We start from the raw sequence: 23,401 nt of genomic DNA, 5'->3' as shown, positions 1-23,401 counted from the left end.
GCCGGCCGGCCGTCAACTGGAATTCGGAGCGCTCTCCTTGGCGAGGACATCCAGCGACATCGCGCTGAAGACACGCGAGGCCGATGAGGCTTCACCGCGGCCAAAAACACGGCTCGACCTGTTCAGGTTCGTGCCGTTCCGCCTCAACCGGCTCGCCGCGGAGGTGAGTTCCGCACTCGCCGTCGAATATCAGGAGCGTCACGGCCTCGACATCCCCGCCTGGCGCGTGATCGCGACGCTCGGCTTCCGCAACGATGCCTGCAGCGCGCAGTACGTCGCGCAATGCACCCGCACGCACAAATCCACGATCAGCCGCGCGGTGACCATGTTGCTGCATCAGGGTTTGATCGAGCGCGTCGAGAACGAAGCCGACCGCCGCGAATTCCGTCTGCGACTGACCAGGAAAGGCCGCACGCTCTACGAGGAGCTGTTTCCGCAATTGCTGCGGCGGGAAGACGAGATCCTCGCCTGCCTCACCGCGCAGGAGCGCAAACAGCTATCGACGCTGCTCGGCAAGATCGAACAGAGCCTCGATTTGATCCAGACCAGCGAAGAGGCCGACGCCAAGCAGGCGTATTGATCACTTCGCAAATGATCGCGACGGCGGCAAATGCAGCGCCCAGACATCGACCTTGTCGCTGGCGCGCGGATAGATCTCCGTCACGATCGGATCATGGCCGGGAATGAACCGGTCAGGATGGCCGGCGAGGCGCTCGATGGTCTCCCAGCCAACCGCCATGTCGCCGACATTGTAGACGATCGGGAATGGGCTTCTGCGCTGGAGATTGGCGTAATAATGCGCGGCATCGGACGCCAGCACCACCGGTCCGCGCGCGGTCTCGACTCTGACCACCTGCAAGCCGTCGGAATGGCCGCCGACGCGGTGCAAGGTGACGCCGGGCGCGACCTCGCCGTCGCCGGAATAGAAATTGACGCGCTCGCCATAGACATGGCGGACCATCTGGGTGACGTGCTCGACCGAGAACGGATGTCGCAGCAGTCCGTTGCACATGCAGCGCCCCGTCGCGTAGGCCATCTCGCGCTCCTGGAGATGGAAGCGGGCGTTCGGGAAGCGGTCGAGATTGCCGGCATGGTCGTAATGCAGATGCGTCACGATGATGTCGCGAATGCTCGCTGCCGCGACACCAAAGCGCTCCAGCGCGTCGACCGGATTGAGCGTCAGCTTGCGCGCCCGCGCGGACGCTTCCTCGGCATTGAAGCCGGTATCGACCAGGATGTCGCGGCCGTTGCCGCGGATCAGCCAGACGAAATAGTCGAGATCCTGCGCCGCGCTGTCATGCGGGTCGGGCGCGAGGAAGTTCATGTGGGGCGTGCGCGGCGACATCGTCGCGTAGCGCAGTGCGTAGATTTCGGAGGCGTTTCCCATAGTTTGATCTTGCTCTTTTTGTGGATGCACCTTCAGGGGCGATCGACCGCACCAAGCCATCGTCCACCGCAAAGGTCAAACACCGCAGGTTGAAGGAGGCCCGTCCGCAATGTGAGACCAATCACATTGTTGTCGCCATGGCTGCCCTAATTTGCAGCCGCAATGACAACCAGCATGACAACCAGAATGCATCGCGTGCAATCATGACCGCCCGTTTATTCCCCCGCAACATGCCCATGCGTCGCGGTCAATTGTCGCGATAGCGCCGAATCCGCAAGCGGTTGACGCCCCCCTCCCCCGGTTTGATAATGCACATTGCGTAAGTTAAGGTCGCCGCGGCGCAAGCTGGAAACGGCGCCTTTTTGGCTGGATCGCGCTAATTATGAAAATTCGCCTGCTTTTCGTTCTATCCTTGCTCGTGTCGCTCATCCCGACCGCTCCGTCACTTGCGGCCGGCGATCGCTTTGCGCTGGTCATCGGCAATGCCAAATATCCGGACGCCGACGCTCCCCTGAAGGAACCGCTCAACGACGCGCGCGACGTCGCCGACGAGCTCAAGCGCGACGGCTTTTCCGTCGAGATCGGTGAGAACCTGACCGGCGACGGCATGCGCCGCGCCTTCGACAAGCTCTACGGCAAGATCAAGCCGGGGTCGGTGGCACTGGTGTTCTTCAGCGGCTTCGGCATCCAGTCCGCGCGGCAGAGCTATTTGCTGCCGATCGATGCGCAGATCTGGACCGAATCCGACGTGCGGCGCGACGGCATCAGCCTCGAAACCGTGCTCGGCGAGCTCAACACCCGCGGCGCCGGCGTCAAGATCGCGCTGGTCGATGCCTCCAGGCGCAACCCGTTCGAGCGCCGGTTCCGCAGCTTCTCGGCCGGCCTCACGCCCGTCATCGCGCCGAACGGCACGCTGGTGATGTATTCGGCGGCACTGGCCTCGGTGGTCTCGGACGCCGGCGGCGAGCACAGCCTGTTCGTCCAGGAACTCCTCAAGGAAATCCGCGTCCCCGACCTGATGGCCGAGGAGACGCTGAACCGCACCAAGATGGGCGTCACCCGCGCCTCCCGGGGCGAGCAGGTGCCGTGGATATCCTCGTCGCTGGCCGAGGATTTCTCCTTCATTCCAGGGGCCGGCGGGTCGCGCCCGACCACCACGCCGCCACCTGCGCCTCCCCCGCCGCCGGTCGTCGCCAACAACCCGCCGCCGACTCCACCCGCACCTTCACCGCCTCCGCCGCCGAAACCGGCCGAGACGGTGGCTGCGCCCGCTCCGTCACCGAAGCCGCAGGTCGAGGCTGCCTTGCCGCCGGCACCGCCGCCGCCTCCGCCTGTGATTCCGGCCGATCCCGCCACCGCTCCGACCATGGAGAGCGGGCCGAGTGCGGCCGCCCTGGCCGAGGACCCCACCATCAAGGGGCTGACCGCCAAGATCGCGGCCAATCCGGATGACGTGAACGCGCTTTACCGGCGCGGTCAGGTCTATGCCAGCAAGGGCGCCTACAGCCTGGCCATCAAGGATTTTGACGAGACGCTCCGGATCAACCCGAAGGACGTCGAGGCGCTGAACAATCGCTGCTGGACCCGCACCGTGGTCGGCGACCTCCAGGGCGCGCTGAAGGATTGCAACGAGGCCCTGCGGCTGCGACCGAACTTCGTCGACGCGCTGGACAGCCGGGGGCTCGTCAATCTGAAATCGGGGGCGGTCAAGAACGCCATCGCCGATTTCGAGGCCGCCCTGAGGATCAATCCGCGCTTGACCTCCTCGCTGTTCGGACGCGGGATCGCCAAGCAGCGCAACGGCTCGGCCCAAGAGGGCGCGCTCGACATCGCCAATGCCAAGGCGATGGACCCGAACATTGTTCAGGAATTCGCAAGCTACGGAGTGCGTTGATATTTTTTTGAATCGGGGCCGATGTGCCTCGAACCCGCGACGGCCCGGCGAAGACTAATCGAACGGATGCCGCAGGCCGTCCTTTCGGGAGGCTTATTGCAGGATTTTCGAACCGCACCAGCTGGCTGCGCAGGAGGGACTGGCTATGAGATTGGCTGCAAAGGGACTTACCGCAATCCTGTCCATCATCACCGTCGGCGCCGCGCTGTCGCTGACGATCCCGCTGGCATTCGCAGCCGACGACGGCAACAGCAAGAACGTCACCGAGGACGAGATCGTCCGCGCGCTGGCGCCGCCGCCGAAGAAGCCGCTGACCCGCGGCCTCTCGATCGCTCCGCAGGCCGATCCCGCACCGAGTGCCACGGAGACCAAGCTGATCCAGTCCGTGCGCGGCCGCTCGACACGGTCGCTGTCGTCGACCGAGCGTGAAGAAATCGCGTCGGCGGCCAAGGACAAGCCGAACATCGATCTGGAAATCACGTTCGACTACAACTCGGCCAATATCAGCGCCAAATCGCTTGCCTCGGTCCAGGCGCTCGGCCGCGCGCTGACCAGCCCCGACCTGAAAGGCTCGACCTTCGTGGTCGCCGGCCATACTGACGCCGCCGGAAGCGAGAGCTATAATCAGGATCTGTCGGAGCGCCGCGCGGATTCGATCAAGCGCTATTTGGTCGACAAATACAGCATCTCCGCGACCGACCTCGTCACGGTCGGCTACGGCAAGAGCAAGCTGAAGGACCCGGCCCAGCCGATGGCGGAAGTCAATCGTCGCGTGCAGGTCGTCAACATGGAAAACAAGACTACCGCATCGAAGTGACCACGACGTAATCCTTTGAAGTGACAAGTCGTGATGTGGTGTAAAGTCTCGCTCCCAGCGCGCGTCCCGCAGCCTTGCGGGACGCTGCTTTATTTCAGGGAAACGCTCTCCATGGGCCGCGCGCGGATGGCCGTGAGCCAGGCCAGGACGATCCGGCAATGAACCTCTCCCAATATCTCAAGCCAGCCGGAACGGTGATCTTCGTCGTCGCGCTCGGCGTCGGCTATTATCTGTTCGAGCACCGGCACCGCGCCGAGCCCAAGGAAACGCCGAGCGAGGCGCTGGTCATCGTGACCAAGTCGACCAATGCCTGCTTCTCCGACCTGGTCCGGGTGACCGGCTTCTTCGTGCCGCGCCGCGAAGCCGTGGTCGTCGCCGACCAGGAGGGATCCAGGGTCACCGACCTCTTCGTCACCGAAGGCACCCTCGTCACCGACAATCAGGAGCTGGCGCGCCTGACCGCACCGCCCCAGATTCCGGGCCAGCCGCCGCGGCCCGGCCCGCAAGGTCCGGTCTCGCTGAAGGCCTCTGCGCCGGGCCTCGTCACCGAGGTCCGCACCATCGTCGGCGCGCCGGCCTCGCCGCAGGCCGGCCCGATGTTCCGTATCGCCGTCAACAACGAGATCGAACTGGACGCGCAGGTGCCCGCGGTGCACATGGCCAAGCTCAGCTCCGGCGCGACCGTGCGCATCAGCCGCGACGACGCGCCCGATTTGATCGGGCGGGTCAGGCTAGTCGCGCCCGAAATCGATCGCGCCACCCAGCTCGGCCGCGTGCGCATCAGCGTCACCAACAATCCCTCGCTGAAAGTCGGCGTGTTCGCCCGCGCCTCGATCGACGCCAAGCGAAGCTGCGGCGTCGCGGTTCCCAAGACCGCGATCGACCATCTCACCGTGCAGGTCGTCAAGAGCAACATTGTCGAGACGCGCAAGGTACGGGTCGGGCTGTCTTCGGACAGCGCGACGGAAATCCTGGAAGGCCTCAATGTCGGCGAGATCGTCGTCGCCGACGCCGGCTCTTCGCTGCATGACGGCGACCAGATCAAGACCATGTTCGCTGATGAACTCGATCGCACGCGGGTACGCTGATGGCTCTCAATATCTCGGCATGGTCGATCCGCAATCCGCTGCCGTCGGTCGTATTTTCCATCATCCTCCTGATCCTCGGCTGGGTGTCCTTCACCAAGCTCGCGGTGACGCGGCTACCCTCGGCCGACATTCCCGTGATCTCGGTCGCGGTATCGCAGTTCGGCGCGGCACCCGCCGAGCTCGAATCCCAGGTCACCAAGACGGTTGAAGACGCCGTCTCCGGTGTCGAAGGGGTCAGGCACATCACCTCGCAGATCACCGACGGCCTGTCGGTGACGACAATCCAGTTCGCGCTGGAAACCAACACCGACCGCGCGCTCAACGACGTCAAGGACGCGGTGACGCGCGTGCGCTCGAACCTGCCGCAGAACGTCACCGAGCCGCTGATCCAGCGCGTCGATGTCATCGGCCTGCCGATCGTCACCTATGCCGCGATCTCGCCCGGCAAGACGCCGGAGCAGCTCTCCTATTTCGTCGACGACGTGGTCAAGCGCGCGCTGCAAGGCGTGCGCGGCGTCGCCCAGGTCGAGCGCATCGGCGGTGTCGAGCGCGAGATCCTGGTCTCGCTCGATCCCGACCGCCTGCAGTCGATGGGGCTGACGGCCGTCAACGTCAGCCAGAGCCTGCGCGGCACCAATGTCGACGTCGCCGGCGGCCGCGCCGAGATCGGCAAGAACGACCAGGCGATCCGCACCCTCGCCGGCGCCAAGACGCTGAGCGATCTCGCCGGCACCATGATTCCGCTGTTCGGCGGCGGCGAGGTCCGGCTCGACGATCTCGGCACCGTCACCGACACCATCGCAGACCGCCGTACCTTCGCCCGCTTCAACGGCGAGCCGATCGTCGCGCTCGGCATCAAGCGCTCCAAGGGTGCCAGCGACGTGAAGGTCGCCGAGGCCGTGCAGAAGCGCATCGACACGCTCAAGGCCACTTATCCCGACGTCGACCTGAAGGTGATCGACACCTCGGTCGAATATACCAATGGCAATTACCACGCGGCGATCTCGACCCTGTTCGAAGGCGCCATCCTCGCCGTCGTCATCGTGCTGTTGTTCCTGCGCGACCTGCGCGCCACCATCATCGCCGCGATCTCGCTGCCGTTGTCGATCTTCCCGGCATTCTGGGCGATGGACCTGCTCGGCTTCTCGCTCAACCTCGTCAGCTTCCTCGCCATCACGCTGTCGACGGGTATTCTGGTCGACGACGCCATCGTCGAGATCGAGAACATCGTCAGGCACATGAACATGGGCAAGTCGCCCTATCGTGCCGCCCTGGAAGCCGCCGACGAGATCGGCCTCGCGGTGATCGCGATCTCGCTGACGATCATCGCAATCTTCGCGCCCGCGAGCTTCATGTCGGGCATCGCCGGACAGTTCTTCAAGCAGTTCGGCATCACCGTCTCGGTACAGGTGTTCTTCTCGCTGCTCGCGGCGCGCTTCGTCACGCCGGTGCTCGCCGCCTACTTCCTCAAACATAGCAATCACCAAGAGCCGCCGCCCGGCCGCGTGCTGCGGTCCTATCACAGGCTCGTGGCCTGGTCGGTGAAGCACTATTTCATTACGGTGCTGGTCGGCTTCGGCGTCTTCGCCGCCTCGATCTGGAGCATTACGCTGCTGCCGCAGGGTTTCCTGCCGGCGCAGGACAGCTCGCGCTCGTTGGTTGCGCTCGAGCTGCCGCCGGGCACGCAGCTCGCCTACACCGAAAAAGTCACCGAAGACATCGTGGCGCGCCTGCGCAAGCGGCCCGAGGTGAAGAGCATCTTCGTCGACGGCGGCCGCGTTCCACCGGGGACCCAGGAAGTCCGGCGCGCCGCCTTGATCATCAATTACACGCCCAAGGACAGCCGCGACATCACCCAGCGCGAGCTCGAATTCTCGATCAGCCAGGAGCTGGAGAACATTCCAGACATCCGCTTCTGGTTCCTCGACGAGAACGGCCTGCGCGCCATCTCGCTGGTCGTGACCGGCGCAGACGCCAACATCGTCAACAACGTCGCCAGCGAACTCGCGACGCAGATGAAGCGGATTCCCACCATCTCCAACGTGATCTCGGAAACCACGCTGGAGCGGCCCGAGCTGCGCGTCGAACCGCGCGCCGATCTCGCCGCACGGCTCGGCGTCTCGACCGAAAGCCTATCGCAGACCATCCGCGTCGCCACCATCGGCGACGTCGGCCCCGCGCTTGCCAAGTTCGACGTTGGCGACCGTCTGGTGCCGATCCGAGTGCAGCTCGAGGATGCCGCGCGCGGCAATCTGAAGACGCTCGAACAGTTGCGCGTGCCGCTCGGCGAGCACGGCGAGAAGGGCGGCGTGCCGCTGTCCGTCATCGCCGACGTCAAGCTCGACCAGGGTCCGACCAGCATCAACCGTTACGATCGCGAGCGACAGGCGACCGTCGCGGCCGATCTCGTCGGCTCCGCCGCGCTCGGCGACGCCACCAAGAAGATCTACGATCTGCCGGTCATGAAGAGCCGACCGAAGGGCGTGAAGGTCTCCCCCTCCGGCGACGCCGAAAGCCTGAACGAACTGTCCGAAGGCTTTGCCACCGCGATCACGGCGGGCCTGATGATGGTCTACGCCGTTCTGGTGCTGCTGTTCGGCACCTTCCTGCAGCCGATCACCATTCTGTTCTCGCTGCCGCTCTCGATCGGCGGCGCGATCGCGGCCCTGCTGATCACCGGCAAGCAGCTCACGACACCGGTGTGGATCGGCATCCTGATGCTGATGGGTATCGTCACCAAGAACGCGATCATGCTGGTGGAATTCGCCATCGAATCCATTCACGCCGGCACACCGCGCGAAGAAGCCATGATCGACGCAGGCATGAAACGCGCTCGCCCGATCGTGATGACCACGATCGCGATGGCCGCGGGCATGATGCCCAGCGCGCTCGCGGTCGGCGCGGGCGGCGAGTTCCGCTCGCCGATGGCGCTCGCGGTGATCGGTGGCCTGATCTTCTCGACCATCCTGTCGCTGGTGTTCGTGCCCGCGATGTTCATGGTGATGGACGATCTCGGCGCCCTGATCTGGCGCTTCGCCAAGCGGCTGGTCGTGCACAGCGAAGATGCGGAGGGCGCAAGTCATCACGGAGCTGCGCCGGCCGAAGCGAGGCCGCGGCCGAAGAACATCGTGCACCCTGCGGCGGAGTAGATGTGCACCAGCGTCAAGCACACGAGGCAGTTCAGCGAGCGCCATCCGAGAACCCGACATAGCGGAGGATCGTCTTCGCTACCAGGCATTCAGACGTACCGGTCGTGCTGTGCCGATCGAGGTCGTTAAAGCGTGGGTCGCGAGTTGAGACTCTTCTGACGAACTCCTTCGCCCCGATAGCGACCCAGCCTAACGGCCCCCCTACTCGTTGCGCGCGATCGCCGTCAGCTTGGTCATGTTCCGCAGCAGGATGCGGCCGCGCTGGAGATCGAGGATCGCTTCCTTGCGCCAGGCCTGAAGCTGGCGGTTGACGCTCTCGCGGGCGGCGCCGACGAAGACGCCGAGTTGCTCCTGCGAGATGTGCACCTCCGAGCCGAAATCGGCGGCGAGCGCGCAGAGGCGCCGCGCGAGGCGAACCGGCAGCGGCTGGAGCATGGACTCTTCCATGCGCTCGCTCTGCCAGCGGATGCGCTGGCAGAGCAGCGCGATGATCTTGATCCCGACTTTCGGCTCGCGTTCGAGGAAGGCGAGAAAGTCTTCGCGCCGCAGCACGAACAGCTCGCTGGCTTCGCCCGCGGTGGCGTCCGCAGTGCGGCTCTGGCCATCCAGCACCGCAACCTCGCCGAACAGGTCGCCGGGCCCCATGAAGTTCAGCGTCAGGCGGCTGCCGTCGGAGGCGCCGGTCTCGATACGGACCTGGCCTCGGCGCACGCCGAACAGCGCATCGCCTGGGTCGCCCTTCTGGAACAGCACCTCGCCATTCCCCAGATGCTGGGTGTGGCAGAGATTCGCCAGCCGCTGGAGTTCGTCTGCGCCGAGATCGGCGAACATCGCATTCATCTTGAGGATGACCGCAAATTCGGCCTGCTTGCTCATTTCAATATCCTTGTGAATTTCGTTGGCAAATCGCTTGGAACCATCAACATCAAGATCGCGTAAAACCGCGCCCGGGAAGTGTGCCATAAGTCACATAACTTTGCAGCACCCCCAGACTATTTTTACGTGCTTGGAGCCGCTTCCCGTCCCGGGATAAACTCAGGAGCCAAGGACGGGTGCAAATGACGGTCATGTGCCGGATTCGACGCCGATCGTCCGCCGCTGGAAAGTCGATATGAGAGCCGTGAAATTCGCCGGCGCGGCGGTGGCCGCAATCGTCATCGTGATCGCACTCCTGCTGGTGGTCGGGATCCCCTCGGGCTTCCTGAGTTCGACGATTGCCTCGCGTGTCGAGAGCGCGACCGGCTATCGCCTGTCGGTCGACGGCACCACTAGAATCAGTTTGTGGCCGACGCTGAACGTGACGCTGAACGACCTCACGCTTGCCGACCCCAAGGACCGCAGCGGCATCACGCGCCTGTCCATCGACAGCGTGCGGGCCGACATGTCGCTCTCAAGCGTCTGGTCGGGCCGCCCGAAGATCAGCGAGCTCGTCGTCACCCATCCCGTGCTCTACCAGCCGCTGCTGCGTGAGCGCCTGCCGAATGCCGGCGGCACGTCGAAGCCGGTCGCGCTCGATCTCGACGGCGCCGCCATCGATCGCATCAAGGTCACCGATGGCGAGATCGCATTCGCGCGCGTGCGCGATCGCGTCGAGAGCCGCATCAGCGCCGTCAATGCCGATGCGATCGTCGGCCGCGACCGCAAGTTCAACATCACCGGCACCGCACGGGTCGGCGAGCATCCGACCAAATTCGACATCAAGGCGACCACGCCAGCGCCGCCGGCCGACCGACCGACCATTCCGGTGGATTTCGCCATCGACATGCCGGACGTGCTGAAGTCCCGGCTCGCGGGCCATGCCGAGATGCGGCTGAGCGGCGATGTCGTGATGATCAACGGCCTGAATGGCACGCTCGGCGATGGCGCGTTCAATGGCTGGGCCTCGGTCGATATCGCGAGCAAGCCTCTCGTCAAGCTCGATCTCGACTTCCAGCGGCTCGCGATCCCGCTGGCGAAATCGCCGGAAGGCGCGTCCGGGCAGCCCTGGAGCGATGCGCCGATCGACGTCTCCGGGCTCAACTATGTCGATGCGCAGATCAGGATCTCCGCGCATGAGGCGGTGATCGGCGAGGCACGCCTCGCGCCGCTGGCGGTCGATGCAAAACTCGCCGGCGGCGTGCTGAAGGCCGGCACCGCCAATCTCGGCGCCTATGGCGGCCAGGTTACGGGCGAATTGATCCTGGATGCGACCAGCGGCGCGCCGAGCTTTGCCATGCATTCCGACCTCGCCGGCGTGCGCGCGCTGCCGCTGCTGCAGGGCCTCGCCGAATTCGACCGGATCGACGGCAAGCTGCAGGCCAAGCTCGCGCTGCGCAGCGCCGGCAGCAGCCAGCGCGCGCTGATGGCGAACATGCAGGGCACGGCCTTCGTCAATTTCCAGGACGGCGCCATTCGCGGCATCAACGTCGCACAGATGATCCGCTCGCTGACATCGGGCACGCTGTCCGGCTGGCAGGAAAACGGAGACAGCAGTCGGGAGCAGAGCACGGATTTGTCGCAGCTCTCGGCGTCGTTCCGGATCGACAAGGGCCAGGCGGTGACCACCGATCTCAACTTGACCGGACCGCTCGTCCGCGTGACCGGTGCCGGCACGATCGCACTCGACACCAAGATGATGGGCTTTCGCGTCGAGCCGAAACTGGTGATGACGACCGAAGGCCAGGGCCGCGCCGCCGAGCCGGTCGGCTTCGGCATTCCCGTGATGATCCAGGGCACCTGGTCGCAGCCGCGAATCTATCCCGACATGGCCGGCATGCTGGACAATCCGGACGCCGCCTATGCCAAGCTGCGCGAGATGGGCAGGGGGCTGTTCGGCGCTGATGGGGCCGGGCTCGGCAATATTTTGGGCAGCCTTGGTCTCGGGGGAGCCACCGCGCCGGGTGGCGGTAATGCCGCCGGCACTGCCAATCCGCAAAGCCAGCAGCCCGCCGGACAGAACAATTTGCTCGGCGGCCCCCTGGGGGAGGCGCTCGGCAATCTGATCCAGCAGGGACTTTCCGGTGGCGCGGGAAACGGCACCGGGACCGGGACTGCCACCGGCCGCAGTCGCAGCCTGCCTGCAGCGCCATCCGCACTGATGCCGCAAGCCTCGCCGGCGTCCCCCGCCCTGGAGGACCCGCCGGCGGCGCAGCAGGACAGCCAGCCGATGAACGACGTGCTGCGGCAGCTCTTTAATCGATGATTGCAGGACCAAAGCGCTGGACTCCAGCCCTCCCTTGCCAAGGCGATCCCCTTACATCGGCGTCCCCGGCCGCGGCTTCCTCCAAACGGATGAGACTGCGACAATTCACCATGCTTCCGCCTGCCAGCATCCAAGGGAGTAACCGAGGCCGGTAACCACGCCGGGTGCTCGGCCGTCCCTTGACCAGTCCCTTCACAGTCCCCTGGGACCAAATTGTGCTAGAAGGCTCGCAGGGTCCGTGCGGCCCGTAGCGCCGGCGCCGATGGCGGCGCGAGAGGATCGGGATGGCAGGAGCGAACGACAAGACACGGTTTCTGCGCGAGGGCCTGTTCGCCAAATACGTCGTCTCTCTCGTCGGCCTCGTCGTGTTCGTGCTTGCCGTCAACGGCGCGATGGAGAGCTGGATCTCCTACCGCGCCACCAAGACACAGCTGACCGACGGTCTCGAGGACAAGGCGCAGGCTGCCGCGCGGCGGATCGAGCAGTCGATCTCGGAACTCGAGCGCCAGATCAGCTGGGTGACGCGGGCGAGCCAGGACACACTCGAGAAGCGCCGCGCCGACTACGCCCAACTGCTGCACCAGGTCTCGGTCGTCACTCAGCTGTTCCAGCTCAACGGCGACGGCCGCGAGGTGCTGCGCGTCTCGCGCCAGTCGACCACGACCGGCAGCAATGCCGACCTCTCCCGCGACATGCGCTTCACCGACACCGTCGCCCGCGGCGTCAGCTACGCGCCGGCCTGGTTCTCCGACCGGACGCCGTTCATGTCGATCTCGGTGGCGCATTCCGGTTTCAACGCCGGCGTCACCGTGGCCGAGCTCGACCTCAGCTTTCTCTCCGAGTACCTCATCGACGCCCAGGTCGGCAAAGCCGCCTTCGCCTATGTGGTTGATCCGCGCGGCCGCGTGCTGGCGACGTCCTCGAAAGGCCCCGAGATCGGTAAGGATTTGTCGAAGCTGCCGCAGGTTGCGGCCGCGGTCGCACCGGGCCACGAGCCCGACAATTCGGGCACCGACTTCAACGGCCATGCGGTGATGAGCGCCGCGAGCACCGTGCCGAAGCTCGGCTGGAGCGTGATGTTCGAGCAGCCGGCCACGCAGGCCTTGATGCCGATCCGCGACCAGCTGGTGCGCATTGCGCTTTTGATCGGCATGGGCCTGCTGGTCGCAATCCTTGCCGGCACGCTTCTGGCGCGCCGCATGATCATTCCGATCACGGCGCTGCGCGACGGCGCGCACAAGCTCGGCGAAGGCGATTTCAGCCATCGCATCGAGGTGCACACCGCGGACGAGCTGGAAGATCTCGCCGGCCAGTTCAACCGCATGGCCGACCAGATCCAGGAGACCTATTCGGACCTGGAGACCAAGGTCGAGGAGCGCACCCGCGATCTCGCGCAGTCGATCAACGAGCTCAAGGTGCTGGAAGAGGTCGGCCGCGCGGTCGCCGCCTCGCTCGATCTCAACGCCGTGCTGCCGACGATCGCGGCGCGCGCGATCGAGATCACCCATGCCGATGCGGTGCTGATCTACGGCTATGACGCTGAGATGCGCCGCTTCAATCTGGTCGAGGCCAACGGCATCGACAAATCCGCCGACGGCGCCCATGTCACCATCGACGAAGGCCAGGATATCCTGAGCGATGCGGCCGGGAGCGGCGAACCGATCGCGATCGCCGATCTCGACCAGGCCTCCGAGCAGCCGCTGCGCGACGTCGCGGTCGAGGCCGGCTTCCATTCGGTGCTGGTGGTGCCGCTGGTGGACCAGCAGGGCACGCTCGGCTCGCTGGTGGTGCTGCGCCGCGCCAGCGGCGAGTTCGCCGCCAGCATCATCGGCCTGATGCGCACGTTCGCCAACCAGGCCGTGCTGGCGATGCGCAATGCGCGGCTGTTCACCGAGGTCGACCACAAGGGCCGCGAACTCGCGGCTGCGCACGAAACCGTGCAGCAGCAGGCCGCAAAGCTCCAGGAGCAGACCGAGCAGCTGCGCAACTGGAATCGCTCGCTGGAAGAGCGGGTCGAGAAGCAGTTGGGGGAGATCGGCCGCATCAAGCGGCTCGAACGTTTCCTCGCGCCGCAAGTCGCGCAACTGATCGCCTCGTCCGACGGCCACGATGCGCTGCTCGACAGCCATCGCCGCGAGGTCACCGTCGTGTTCTGCGATTTGCGCGGCTTCACCTCGTTCACCGAGGCGACCGAGCCGGAAGAGGCGATGAACGTGCTGCGCGAATATCACGCCGCGCTCGGCGAGCTGATCCACCGCTATGAAGGCACGCTCGACCGCTTTGCCGGCGACGGCGTGATGATCCTGTTCAATGCGCCGATTCAGTTCGCCGACCATACCAAGCGCGCCGTGAAGATGGCGGTCGAGATGCGCGACACGATCGGCAAGCTGACCGAGAAATGGAAGAACCGCGGCCACTCGCTCGGCTTCGGCGTCGGCGTCGCCATGGGCTACGCCACGCTCGGCCAGATCGGCTTCGAGCAGCGGCTGGAATATGCCGCGATCGGCAGCGTCACCAATCTCTCCTCCCGCCTCTGCGACGAAGCCAAGGCCGGCCAGGTCGTCGTCAGCCGCCGCGTCTACGGCATGGTCGAGCCCTGGGTCGAAGCCCGCGCGCTCGACGATCTCGTGCTCAAGGGCTTCAACCACCCCGTGCTCGCGATGGAGATCCTGTCGTGGCGCGAGGAGGTGGAGAGCGTGGTGGATGCCGCCGCGGCAAGGCGAAGAGGGTAGCCACAACAAAAAACTGCGAAAACAACCCCATGCACAGTAGCAGGGGCCTGCAAGATCAATGACTTACGCGGGCACGGAATTGGCTGGAGGCGGTGCGGTTGATCACACCCCGCGCTTCGGCCCGATCGCCTCGAAGCCGGCCTTCTGCTCGTCGCTTAAGTCAGCTTCGAAATCGTCGAGCGCGTCACTGACGCCGTTCACCGCTTGCAGCATCGTCTGCAGCCGCGCCTTCACGGCGGTGAGGCGTGCCTGTGGTGTCGGTGGGGCCTGTGACGGACAGGCGCTGAGCGTTTCCATGGTGCGCAGTGTGGTGTCCTGGAGCACGTCGAGGCGGGCGCGGGCGGTGTCGTCGAGCTTGAGCGTGGAGGCGATCTCGGCCGCGGGCCATTGCTGCTGCACGAGCTGCTCGTATTGGCGCTGCAGCTTCTCGTCGTAGCGGGGATCGCTGTCCGCCTGGCAGGCCGACGCCGCCTCGGGATTCTTTTGCTGGATCGACGCGAGCGCGGCGCGGCGCTCCTTGGCCAGGCCATCGAGCTTGGCCTTCTGGTCGTCGTCGAGGAGGTCGAGGAATTTTGCGAGCGAAGGTGCGACGGCGTCCGTTGCCTTGATCATGGCCTCGATGCGCTCGCGCATCAGGCCGAGGCGCTCGATGGCCATCGCGGGGACCTGCGTCGGACAGGCGGCGCGGATGGTGTCGCGCGCGGATGCCCACGCGGTGGCGAGCTCGTCGAGCGCTGTGCGCTGCAATTCATTCGGCTGCACGGCAGCGGCGATGCGATCGACCGGCAGGCCGCCGGTGTCGCTGGCATCGCAGACAGTCTCTGCGGTCGGGACCCGCCGTCCGCGCCGGCCCTGCGGCGTGGTGTAGGCCGCAAGCTCGGTGGCCGCATAGGGCGCGAAGATCGCGGCATAGATGTCGCCATAGCCGTAGAGCGAGAGGCTGGTCGTATCGCCGAGGATGATCGCGGTGGTGAGATCGTCATGCGCGAATGGCCAGAACACCGGGCCGACCCAGCCGTAGCTGCCGTCGGGATGGCGCCACCAGCCCTGCGGACGACGGCCGCCACGCCAGCCCGACAGCGCAGCTTGCGCGGTCATCGCCGCACGGAGCACGTATGGATTCGCAGGCTGGCCGCGCTCTGCGCCGCGAGGATCTTGCGACCTCAACGCTGCGGAGCGGTATCGGCTGCCCCGCACCGCCATGCGGGCATGGCGCAAGCGAGACATGCCGATCATGTGGCCGACGGCAAAGCGCGCAACACCGAGCGGGCCGCCGCGGAAGCCGAACTGCGCCTCGGCGCGACCTGGCAACAGCACGGCCAGAATCACGAGGGTTACGCCTGATAGCGCCAGCCCCAGCCTTGGCCTGAGTGCCAAGCGTGATCTCGACATGACCACTGACCTGTCCACCTTGGCCCTCCTCCGGCGCCAAGCGCACATCGCGTCGCATCACCATGACGCGCGAGGGAACCAAATGTTCCGGAAGCGTACAGGGCAAAGCGTCGCAACGCGCCCCGGCAGAGCCGATGCGGTGTTACTCCGCCTTTTGCGGCAGCACGAAGGTTTGGCCGGGATAGATCAAATTGGGATTGTGGATCTTGGCGCGGTTGGCGTTGTAGATCACCGCAAAGCGGGCGCCGTCGCCGTAAGCGAGCCGGCTGAGCGCCCACAGGCTGTCGCCGCGAGAGATCACCCGGCTGCCGCCTGTTTCCGCCGCTGCTCCGCTGACGGCGTCCGCCGGCGAGGCCGATGCAACGGTCGTGGCCGCGGGCGCCCGCGCCATGACCCCCGATCCGCCCTTCGGTTTCGGTGCGCCCATCAATCTCGGCCGGGCTGCGGGCCTGTCCGACACCGATGCCACGACATCCGACTTGTCGTCGGGCTTCTCGGCCTTCGCCTCTTGTTTCGCCTCTTGCCGCGCGACCGGTGCAGGGCGAGCGGGCGGCGGTGCGGCTTCGGCGATGACGACCGGCATGCTGCGGCCGGATTGCGTGACGGTGCCGTCAGGCGATTTCGCCCGCAAGGTCAGCTCGTAGGAACCGGCGGGAAGCTGCGGCGGCGTCATCACGAATTGGCCCGACGCATCCGCCACGACTGTGTCGATCGGCTTGCCGTCGCGCAGCAGCTCGACCTTGGCACCCGGCGTCGCCCGGCCCGCGATCACCGCCGCCTCGCCGTGATCGTCGACGCGTGCAACGTCGAAGCGGGGGCCGGTATCCGCAATCGCCGGCGGCGGCTTGACCGGTGCAAGATCGGCAAGCGCGGCCGTGACCTGCTTTTGCGTCTCGGCCAGCGCACCCGCCTTCGTTTCAGCGGGGGACGCGGCCGGCACCGGCGGCGCGCTTGCGGCCAGCTTGGGCTCTTCCGGCTTGAGTTCCGGCTTGAGTTCCGGCTTGGGTTCGACCTTCTGTTCGACCTTGGCCTCCGGCTTGGCGGCGACCACGGAATCGGTCTTGGCCCCGATCGGCAGCATGCGACGCAGCTCGGTGGGGCCGATCACCAGCACGGTGCCGCCCACCGCGAGCAGACAGAATGCAATGAAGGCCTTGGTCGCGGTCACCATCGGAAACGAACCTTGATCAGGAAGAACCTAGCAAATCAATCGAGCCGGCAAGGTGCGCCGTTTTGGCCACGGCAGCAAGACGGTCGATGGGATGATGCGCCGGCACGCCGGGATGAACCGGCGCACCCCCGCCGGCGTCAAATGATCGAGGCCGCATCGCGGCATTTTTCTTGAGGAATTTTTTCCGTGACCGCATTTTGCCGTCCCGCACAATGGCTGGTGGTTGCCCTCATCCTGGCCGCAACTCCGGCGCTCGCCGCTTCCGGCCCGCCGTCTGGCTTCGCTCTCACTGACGATGCCGATCTAGCCTTCACCTCGCCCGACAAAGCCACCAAGATCGAGCAGTACATGAAGGACAGCGGAGATTTCGACGTCAAATGGCAGGCCTGGGCGAGGCGTGGCGACCAGATGACGGAGCTGAAGCCCGAGCAGGGCTACGGCGCCGGCTTCCGCTTCACCCCCGACTCGCAATGGCTGGTGCGGATGCAGAAGACCGGCTCCGGCGAGCAGGACCTCTATCTCTACCATGTCGACAAAGGCGCCTTCGTCAGCGTGACGAAGACCTCGTTCAGCGATCTGGCCTGGGCCTATTTCCACAGCCGGCCGGACACGGGGAAGATGAAGCTCGACTACCACATCTCGGCCAATCTCGTGAAAGGCACCGAAGAGGCCTATCGCGGGCTTGGCGTGCACTGGCCGGACAACCGTTACCTTGTGATCTCGGGCGAAATGGACAAGCACCCGAAGAACGTCGCCGTGAAGGGATTGGCCGACTGGCGCTGCCGCTATGATCTCAAGACCGGGACCTTCGACGTGCCGGCGATGTTCGCCAAGACCAATGCGGAAGCGTTGCGATGGGAAATCCGACGCTGAGGGAACCATGGCCCCGCACCTTCAGACAAGCGATGGAACCAACCCTCTGATTCCATTCCGATTCATGTTTTCCTAACCCTCACTGGTAACGTGGTCTTGTCGGTTTTGCCGCATCTTGCATCCCACGGGAGGGCTGCATGGGCACATCGATCCGATGGAGCGCGCGCATGCGCGCGTTGCTGCGCCGTTGGCGCGGCGCGCCGCTGACATGGCTGATCGCAGGGGGCTTCGTGCTGATGGCCGCAATGGCGATCGGCACCGCGCTCACCGTCGACCGCTTCCGGCAGAATGCGATCGAAAGCGGCCGCGACAGCGTGGAGAGCGCGGTCCGGTTGCTCGCGCGCCATTTCGACCGCGAGTTCGAGGACTTCGCGGTGCTGCAGAAGAGCATCATCGCCGAGCTCGAAAGCCATGGTATCGACTCCGCCGACGTCTTCCGCAGCGAGATGGGCACGCTCGCTGTGCACGAGGCGCTGCGCGCCAAAGCCAGCGGCTGGTCGGACGTCGCCGGCGCCAACGTGTTCGACGCCAAGGGCGTGCTGATCAACTCGTCGCGGCGCTGGCCGGTCGCCGATGTTTCAGTTGCCGACCGCGGCTATTTCAATCGCCTCAAGAACGATCCGGCGTCGCAGGAAGAGATCGAGGTCGTGCCGGGACGGTTGGGCAGCGGACCGGCGATCGTGTTCGCGCGCCGCGTCTCCGGTCCCCACGGCGAATTCCTTGGGCTGGTCTCGCGCGCGATCACGCCCGACCAGCTCGAATCCTTCTTCGCCTCGAGCGGGCTCGGCGAGGATTCCTCGATCGCGATGCACCACCAGAACGGCCAGCTGCTGGCGCGCATTCCGCATGTGGAGGCGATGATCGGGCAGAATTTCCGCAACGGCACGCGCGAGCAGATGGCGGTGTTCGAGCGCACCTTCGTCACGACCCAGCTCGCAAGCCCGATCGACGGCAAGGATCGCATCGTCGCCGCACGCCTCCTGACCGGCGAGCCGCTGGTGGTGGTTGCGACCAAGTCGCTGGATGCGACGCTGGCAACATGGCACACGCAGACCAAATTCTTCGTGACCGTCGCCGTGCTGTCGATCGGCCTGCTCGTGCTGACGCTTTATTCCATCTTCCGCCAGATGACGCGCCGGCTCGCCGTGGAGAAGCAGCAGCTCGACACCGCGATGAACACGATGACGCAGGGCTTGCTGATGTTCGACCAGGACCAGCGGCTGATCGTCTGCAACCGCCGCTACATCGAGATGTACGGGCTGTCGGCCGAATTGGTGAAGCCCGGCGCGTATTTCCGCGACGTGATTCAGCATCGCCATGACACCGGCTCGTTCGACGGCGACGTCGATTCCTATTGCGACGGCATTCTGGGCAGCGTCGGCCAGACCCACAGCGCGATAGTCGAGACCTCCGATGGCCGCCTGATCGAGATCAAGAACCAGCCCGGCGCCGGCGGCGGCTGGCTCGCGACCCATGACGACGTCACCGAGCGCATCCGCGCCGACGAGCGCATCGCGCATATGGCGCATTACGACGCCCTCACCGACCTGCCCAACCGCGTGCTGATGCGCGGCCATCTGGAGCGGCGCGTCGCCGAGCTTGCCCAGGGCAAGCCGTTCGCGATCCTCTATATCGACGTCGACGAGTTCAAGGGCGTCAACGATTCGCTGGGCCACGAGGTCGGCGACGAGCTGCTGCGCCAGGTCGCGAACCGCCTGCGCGCCTGCGTCAGCGGCAGCGACATGGTCGCACGGCTGGGCGGCGACGAATTCGCCATCGTCAAGGCCGGCAGCCGCGACGAGGCCGAACTGACCGCCCTCGCCGAGCAGATCCTGAAGGCGCTGCGCGCCCCCGTGGACTGCAACGGCCAGGAAATCCCGACCGATGCCAGCATCGGCATCGCGATCGCCCCCGACCACGGCGACAATCTCGACGATCTGCTCAAGCGCGCCGATCTCGCGATGTATGCGGCGAAATCCGAGGGCCGCCGCACGTTCCGTATCTTCGCGCCCGAACACGACGCCAAGGCGCGGCTGCGCCGCCAGCTCGAGTTCGATCTGCGGCAGGCGCTGGCCCGCGGCGAGTTCGAGGTGCACTACCAGCCGCTGGTCGATCTCGCGGCCAATGTCGTCACCGGCTGCGAAGCGCTGCTGCGCTGGCACCATCCGGAACGCGGCATGGTCTCGCCCGCCGACTTCATCCCGGTTGCGGAAGAGACCGGATTGATCGGCGAGATCGGCGAATGGGTGCTGAGGCAGGCCTGCCTCGAGGCGGCCTCCTGGCCCGGCGACATCCACATCGCGGTCAACGTCTCACCGGTGCAGTTCCGCTCGCGGACGCTGGCGCTGAAGGTCGCAGCCGCACTCGCCGAGTCGGGTCTCGCGCCCGGACGGCTCGAGCTCGAGATCACCGAGACGGTCCTGATCCGCGACGACCAGGAGGCGCTGACGATCCTGCAGCAGCTGCGCGAGCTCGGCGTGCGCATCGCGCTCGACGATTTCGGCACTGGTTATTCGTCGCTGAGCTATTTGCATCGTTTCCCGTTCGACAAGATCAAGATCGACCGCAGCTTCATCAGCGACATCGGTCAGTCGGAAGATTCCTCGCCGATCGTGCAGGCGGTGGTGCACATGGCCGCCGCCCGTCACATGGCGACGACCGCGGAAGGCGTCGAGACCGAAGCGCAGCGCGCGGTGCTGCTCCAGCTCGGATGCAGCCAGATGCAGGGCTGGCTGTTCAGCCCGGCCGTGCCGGCCGCGAAACTGAAGCAGCTGTTGTCGGCGCAGGCGGCCGCGGCCTAGCGGCGCACTGCCGCACGCTTTGTCATCAACATCTCTGTCCACTCCCGCCCGCCGTGCGTTCGCGAAAGCGCCGGCCGGCTTGGAGCAGGATCGGACAAAACATGGCGGGTTCAGGAAATACGCCCGGCAGCCACGGCGCCTAGAACACGCGCCGTTCCGTACAAATACGGACGACTGATCGAAAGCCCGAGCTGATCAGCAGGAGCCACATCATGACCGGGAACACTGCACTCATGCGCAATCCCTCGCACAAGGGCTTGCCGCCCGCACCCGACGTACAGCCTGACGATCGCTCGACGTCCGAGCGGCGCGCCGCCGACGCGGAGATGGCGCGCGTGCTCAGAACCGAGCCGTTTCGCATGGCCTTGGACTCCTCCGGCGCGGGGATCGCGCATTGGAAACATGATGCGCTGCACGACGTCGTCGAGCCCATGCGCCACCACGTGATCATGGCGCATAAAGGCGTGATGCAGCGCATGGAGCGGCGCTCGGGAAAATCGATCGCGATCGGCACGTTTCGTCCGGGGGTCGTGAACATCGTTCCGGAAGGGTCGAGCTCCCGATGGGACATTCCGAAGCCCGTCGACGTCGTGCAGCTTTACCTTCCCGACGCAACGCTGCAGCGCGTCGCTGGCGAGGCCGGGACCGCCGGGACCGCCGAATTGATTGAGCGAACGGCGCATCCCGACACCATCACGTCCCGACTGCTCCTGAGCGCCGCGGATTCGCTGGGGGGCCATGGCGTCCTTGATGCGCTGTTCCGGCATCAGCTCACGGATCTTCTGGCCACGCGCCTTTTGGCTGCGCATGCAGGCTCGCCAACCACGTTCCAGCCGACCATGGGCGGGCTGGCGCCGAAGGTCCTGCTCCGTGCGATCGAACGATTGCGCTGCGATAGCGAAGCGGATGTCTCGCTCGATGCGCTGGCGTCCGATGCCGGACTGTCGCGCTTCCATTTCTGCCGGTCCTTCAAGGAGAGCACCGGGCTATCGCCGCATGCCTGGCTGCGTCAGCACCGGCTCGAGCAGGCCATGAACATCTTGCGGGAGAGCGACGAATCGATCGTCTCGGTCGCCGCGGCGCTTGGTTACTCCTCGCAAACGGCCTTCGCCGCAGCATTCAAGAAGCTGACGGGCGAGACGCCGAGCGATTGGCGCAGGCGTATGCGTTAGCAGCAATCTCTCGACAGCGACGGCAATCGCGCTGGGGCAACGGCAAATCGGGTCAGCTACATCATCTCCATGTCCAGACCAATCGAGGGAGACCAAAGATGACCTGGAAAAACTTCGTCAGCCGACGGCTGATTGCCTCACGCCGCCGAAGCCTCGCGACCGCAACCCTGTACGGACTCTCGCTGGCCGTTCGCTTCACGTCGGCGACGGGCGAGGAAGTGGAAATTCCGGCTTACACCATGCACCCGGCACAACCGCCCGTTTCCATCATGATCCGAAATGGCGCCGGCCTTCCCTATCAGGACTGGAGTCGAAGTGAGCTTCAGCCCGTCGTCTTAGGTTACGGCCGGCCGCCGAATCTGCAGGCACGCTGCATCGCGCCCTGAGGCCAGCGATCCAACCCACCCCACGCGCCGACGCCGGACGCTGTTCTCAACGCAGCAGCGCGGTCGCGCGCGGTCTTTCGAACAGCAACCAAGGAGAAAACCCATGCGACTCGTCATCATCGGGGCCGGCTTCGCCGGCATGTACGCCGCGCTTTCCGCAGCCCGGCTGCGCGACATCCGGGGCGCCTCGCCGCAAGATCTGCAGATCGCGCTCGTTTCACCGGAGCCGACGCTGGTGGTCCGTCCGCGGCTCTACGAGTCGAAGCCGGAAACCGTGACGGCCCCGCTGGTCGACGTCCTCGAGGCGATCGACGTCGACTACATCCAGGGCAGCGCCGAGACGATCAACACCGAGGCCAGAACGGTGCAGATCACGCCCGCGAAGGGCCCGCGAAAGACGCTGTCCTACGACCGCCTCGTCGTGACCACCGGCAGCCGGCTATTCCGTCCGAACATTCCGGGCCTCGCCGAGCACGGCTTCAGCGTCGATTCGCTCGACGATGCCGTAGCGCTCGACAAGCATCTGCATGGCCTCGCGGAGCGGCCCGCCGCGAACGGACGCGACACGGTCGTCGTCGCTGGCGGCGGCTTCACCGGGATCGAGGCGGCCACCGAAATGCCGACGCGGCTGCGCGAAATCCTGGGCCCCGATGCCAAGACTCGCGTCGTCATCGTCGATCGCAACACTGCGATCGCACCCGACATGGGTGCAGGCGCCCGCCCCGTCATCGAGGAAGCCTTGCGCAAGGTTGGCGTAGAGACACGGCTCGGCGCCGGCGTCGCCGCGCTTGACGACACCGGCGTCACCTTGTCCAGCGGTGAGCACATTGAAACCGAGACGGTGATTTGGGCGGCGGGCATTCGTGCAGCGCCGCTGACCGCGCAGATTCCCGCCGAGCGCGACAATTTCGGACGGTTGCTGGTCGATCGCTGCTTGCAGGTGCCAAGCGTGCAGGGTGTCTTCGCGGCCGGCGACGCGGCACGCGCCGCCTGCGACGACGAGGGCAATTACGCACTGATGTCGTGCCAGCACGCCACGCGGATGGGCGCCTTTGCCGGCAACAATGCCGCGGCCGAATTGCTCGGCGTTCCGACCAGGCCCTACCACCAGAAGGCCTACGTCACCTGCCTCGACCTCGGCGAAGCCGGCGCGCTGTTCACACGCGGCTGGGAGCGCAAGGTCGAGCTGGTCGGCGATGTCGCCAAGAAGACCAAGCGTGAGATCAACACCGTCTGGATCTATCCGCCGAAGGCGGAGCGCGCCCTGGCGCTCGCGTCGGCCGATCCGGAACGCGTGACCGAAGTCTAGACGCCTCACGTGATGATGGCCGCGCTCCCGCGGGGCGCGCGGCCCGCCA

At 65.7% G+C, this 23,401-nt stretch carries 16 protein-coding genes; 12 read left to right on the top strand and 4 right to left on the bottom strand.

The window, feature by feature from the left end; genetic code table 11:
* The first annotated feature begins 37 nt into the window (after positions 1–37).
* Positions 38–580, top strand: a complete 543-nt coding sequence (locus IVA93_RS01365; RefSeq protein ID WP_018456591.1) for a MarR family winged helix-turn-helix transcriptional regulator — start codon at positions 38–40, stop codon at positions 578–580.
* Here IVA93_RS01365 and IVA93_RS01360 read toward each other — a convergent pair whose 3' ends face one another.
* On the bottom strand, positions 581–1,387 hold the full coding sequence (locus IVA93_RS01360) for an N-acyl homoserine lactonase family protein (RefSeq protein WP_018456592.1): 807 nt from the start codon (positions 1,385–1,387) through the stop codon (positions 581–583). It lies immediately after the preceding gene.
* 382 nt (positions 1,388–1,769) lie between these two features.
* Between IVA93_RS01360 and IVA93_RS01355 the strand changes: the two genes are divergently transcribed.
* The 4 genes from IVA93_RS01355 to IVA93_RS01340 all read left to right on the top strand — a co-directional run bounded on the left by IVA93_RS01355 (position 1,770) and on the right by IVA93_RS01340 (position 8,335).
* Positions 1,770–3,281 (top strand): caspase family protein, encoded by a 1,512-nt coding sequence (locus tag IVA93_RS01355; protein WP_018456593.1) that lies wholly within the window; start codon positions 1,770–1,772, stop codon positions 3,279–3,281.
* 145 nt (positions 3,282–3,426) lie between these two features.
* Positions 3,427–4,098: an OmpA family protein gene (locus IVA93_RS01350; protein ID WP_026233202.1), complete on the top strand. Its 672-nt coding sequence runs from the start codon at positions 3,427–3,429 to the stop codon at positions 4,096–4,098.
* Positions 4,099–4,256: 158 nt separating this feature from the next.
* Complete coding sequence (locus IVA93_RS01345) at positions 4,257–5,186, top strand: RND family efflux transporter (protein ID WP_018456595.1); 930 nt, start codon at positions 4,257–4,259, stop codon at positions 5,184–5,186.
* The gene (locus IVA93_RS01340) at positions 5,186–8,335 is read left to right on the top strand and encodes an efflux RND transporter permease subunit (RefSeq protein ID WP_018456596.1); all 3,150 of its coding nucleotides are present in this window, start codon (positions 5,186–5,188) and stop codon (positions 8,333–8,335) included. Before IVA93_RS01345 ends, IVA93_RS01340 begins: the two co-directional genes overlap by 1 nt.
* A 201-nt stretch (positions 8,336–8,536) precedes the next feature.
* Here the strand turns inward: IVA93_RS01340 and IVA93_RS01335 are convergent, their stop codons facing one another.
* Positions 8,537–9,211 (bottom strand): Crp/Fnr family transcriptional regulator, encoded by a 675-nt coding sequence (locus IVA93_RS01335; RefSeq protein ID WP_018456597.1) that lies wholly within the window; start codon positions 9,209–9,211, stop codon positions 8,537–8,539.
* Positions 9,212–9,446: 235 nt separating this feature from the next.
* Between IVA93_RS01335 and IVA93_RS01330 the strand changes: the two genes are divergently transcribed.
* Both IVA93_RS01330 and IVA93_RS01325 read left to right on the top strand, forming a co-directional pair.
* On the top strand, positions 9,447–11,516 hold the full coding sequence (locus IVA93_RS01330; RefSeq protein ID WP_026233203.1) for an AsmA family protein: 2,070 nt from the start codon (positions 9,447–9,449) through the stop codon (positions 11,514–11,516).
* 284 nt (positions 11,517–11,800) lie between these two features.
* Positions 11,801–14,248 carry an adenylate/guanylate cyclase domain-containing protein gene (locus tag IVA93_RS01325; protein WP_018456599.1) on the top strand — a complete coding sequence of 816 codons (2,448 nt, stop codon included), beginning with the start codon at positions 11,801–11,803 and terminating at the stop codon, positions 14,246–14,248.
* Positions 14,249–14,350: 102 nt separating this feature from the next.
* On the opposite strand, the gene IVA93_RS01320 is transcribed toward IVA93_RS01325, so the two are convergent.
* Both IVA93_RS01320 and IVA93_RS01315 read right to left on the bottom strand, forming a co-directional pair.
* Positions 14,351–15,640: a Spy/CpxP family protein refolding chaperone gene (locus tag IVA93_RS01320; protein ID WP_051113002.1), complete on the bottom strand. Its 1,290-nt coding sequence runs from the start codon at positions 15,638–15,640 to the stop codon at positions 14,351–14,353.
* Between the two features lie 142 nt (positions 15,641–15,782).
* Positions 15,783–16,811 (bottom strand): LysM peptidoglycan-binding domain-containing protein, encoded by a 1,029-nt coding sequence (locus tag IVA93_RS01315; RefSeq protein ID WP_018456601.1) that lies wholly within the window; start codon positions 16,809–16,811, stop codon positions 15,783–15,785.
* 186 nt (positions 16,812–16,997) lie between these two features.
* Here IVA93_RS01315 and IVA93_RS01310 point away from each other — a divergent pair, with 186 nt between their 5' ends.
* The 5 genes from IVA93_RS01310 to IVA93_RS01290 all read left to right on the top strand — a co-directional run bounded on the left by IVA93_RS01310 (position 16,998) and on the right by IVA93_RS01290 (position 23,352).
* A complete protein-coding gene (locus IVA93_RS01310) occupies positions 16,998–17,684 on the top strand; it encodes a TolB-like translocation protein (RefSeq protein WP_026233205.1) in 687 nt (228 codons plus the stop codon).
* A 137-nt stretch (positions 17,685–17,821) separates the two neighbouring features.
* Positions 17,822–20,485 carry a bifunctional diguanylate cyclase/phosphodiesterase gene (locus IVA93_RS01305; RefSeq protein WP_085384019.1) on the top strand — a complete coding sequence of 888 codons (2,664 nt, stop codon included), beginning with the start codon at positions 17,822–17,824 and terminating at the stop codon, positions 20,483–20,485.
* A gap of 212 nt (positions 20,486–20,697) precedes the next feature.
* Positions 20,698–21,657: a helix-turn-helix domain-containing protein gene (locus IVA93_RS01300; protein WP_162496292.1), complete on the top strand. Its 960-nt coding sequence runs from the start codon at positions 20,698–20,700 to the stop codon at positions 21,655–21,657.
* A gap of 98 nt (positions 21,658–21,755) precedes the next feature.
* On the top strand, positions 21,756–22,043 hold the full coding sequence (locus IVA93_RS01295; protein ID WP_018456605.1) for a hypothetical protein: 288 nt from the start codon (positions 21,756–21,758) through the stop codon (positions 22,041–22,043).
* Between the two features lie 103 nt (positions 22,044–22,146).
* Complete coding sequence (locus tag IVA93_RS01290) at positions 22,147–23,352, top strand: NAD(P)/FAD-dependent oxidoreductase (protein ID WP_018456606.1); 1,206 nt, start codon at positions 22,147–22,149, stop codon at positions 23,350–23,352.
* The last annotated feature ends 49 nt before the right edge of the window (positions 23,353–23,401 follow it).

The sequence above is a fragment of the Bradyrhizobium sp. 155 genome, assembly GCF_023101105.1.
GTDB classification, from domain to species: domain Bacteria; phylum Pseudomonadota; class Alphaproteobacteria; order Rhizobiales; family Xanthobacteraceae; genus Bradyrhizobium; species Bradyrhizobium canariense_D.
This window is presented reverse-complemented; position numbering and strand designations above follow the sequence as displayed.